Raw genomic sequence first — 1,887 nt, forward strand, 5'->3', positions numbered from 1 at the left:
CGAACGACACCTTCTTCACCTTGCCGGAGCTGCCCACGGTGGCGGTGACCAGCACCTTGGTGTCGCGCAGCTGCGGGTTGCGGCGCAGCGCCCGCTCGATGCAGGACTTGAAGGCGGACTGCGACTGCGACACCACGCGGGAGATCTCCTCCTGGGGCGGGCCGGACTGCTTGGCCGAGTCGGCGGCGGCCACCTCGGCGTTCTCGCGCACCTCGGGGCCCACGTCCTTCTTCTCCCCCTCGGCGTAGAGTGCGGCCGCTTCCTTCTGCGCCTCGCCCTGGGGCTGGGCGGCCTCCTGCGTCGGCGGCTCCTCCTTCGCGGGCTCGCTGGGGGGCGCCTTCGGCTCGGGCTTCGGCATGGCCGCGGGCTCCGGCGGGGGCGGCTTGGCGCGGCCGAGCATCAGGTCCCTCAGCTCGCCCATGCCCTCGGACGAGAAGACGGACACCGGCTGCTCCACCGCGTTGCCCTGCGCGTCCACGCGGGTGACGCGCAGTGGCACCACCTGCAGCTCGGTGAGCGCGTACAGCAGGCCCACCGGCACCGCCAGCAGCAGGACGAGGAAGAGGGCGATCTTCCAGGCCGGGTTGCGCCGGTCCACGCCCGCCTTCTTCACGAAGTGCTGGGTGTTCTCCACCGGCGCGCGCTGCGCCTCCTCCTGGCCCAGCGGGGCGAGCGGATCCTCCTGCTGCTGCCCGCCCTCGGCGTAGCCCGCCTCTCCCGGGTCGAAGCCGGCCTGCTGCTCGGACTGGGGCAGGTCCAGGTCGGAGAACAGCTCCCCGAGCTGCGGGGAGTTGGCGGCGGGCGACTGCTCGAACGACTGCGCCTCGTCCTGCTCCTGCTCCCACGGCGCGGACACCTCCTCGGCGCGGGGCGCGGTGGCCCGGGGCGACGCGGCCTGCTGCTGCCACGACGGCTGCGAGGGCGCGGCCGGCTCGGGCTGCCACGAGGAGGAGGACGGCGCCGCCACCGTCACGGGCTCGGGATCCGCGATGGGCGGCGGCGGCGCGGTCCGCACGGCGGCCGGCGGCGGGGGCGGCGGTGGGGCCGCGGTCGCGAAGAGGCTGGCCAGCTCGGCGATGTCCGAGCCGCGCTTCCAGTCCGGCATGCCCTGCTGCCAGAAGTAGCTGCGAGCGGTGATGGAGCCGGCCGCCACCATCTCGGCCAGGACGGCCTCGTCGAGCGGACCCTCCTGCTTGCTCTTCACCATCACGAACCAGGGCGAGCGCGAGTCGCGCAGCGGCATGGTCCGCGTGGGCTCGTCCTCCCAGGATTGCGCGGAGGCCGCGGCGGGCGCGGCCGCGAGCTCCGCGGCGGCGGCGGCCTCCTCCTCGGCGAGCGACTGCTCACGCAGCCGCTCCACGTCGGCGAGGGCCACGACGCGCGTGCTCTCCTCGGCTTCCTGGGGAGGTCCCTCCACCGAGATGACGTTCTGGCAGTTCTTACAACGAACCTTGACGGTCTTACCGCGGACCTTGTCGTCCGCGATGGAGTACCGCCGCTGACACTTGTTGCAGGAGAAGTTCAATTGGGCTGTCCCGCGCGCGCACACAAGGGCGAGCAGGTGGAATGCTACCGCCAAGGCGAGGGAGTGCAAACCATCGGGTTGACTCCGCCTGCCAGCCCAACTAAGAGCCGCTCCCCCCTACCTGCCTCTTGACACAGAAGGTGGCGCATGCCCGCGAAGGACCTCGGGAACAAGTACGTCTGCTTCAAGTGCTCCACGAAGTTCTACGATATGAAGAAGCCAGACCCCCTGTGCCCGAAGTGTGGCGCGGACCAGCGGGAGAGCCCGGCTCTCAAGCCGGCCTCCGAGGGGCGTCGGGGTCGGCTGTCCTCCATCCCCAAGGTCATCGAGCCCATCGAGCCCGAGGAGCCCGCCGCCGCCGA

At 71.9% G+C, this 1,887-nt stretch carries 2 protein-coding genes; one reads left to right on the forward strand and one right to left on the reverse strand.

Going from position 1 to position 1,887, the window contains the following annotated elements; translation table 11 throughout:
* Positions 1-1,525 (reverse strand): GYF domain-containing protein (locus VF697_RS22970; protein ID WP_331098405.1); only part of this gene is annotated, 1,525 nt, incomplete at its 3' end.
* Between the two features lie 147 nt (positions 1,526-1,672).
* Between VF697_RS22970 and VF697_RS22975 the strand changes: the two genes are divergently transcribed.
* Positions 1,673-1,887: FYDLN acid domain-containing protein (locus VF697_RS22975; protein ID WP_331098407.1), on the forward strand; the 215-nt coding region annotated here is incomplete at its 3' end.

Source organism: Archangium sp. (genome assembly GCF_036388035.1).
Classification (GTDB): domain Bacteria; phylum Myxococcota; class Myxococcia; order Myxococcales; family Myxococcaceae; genus Archangium.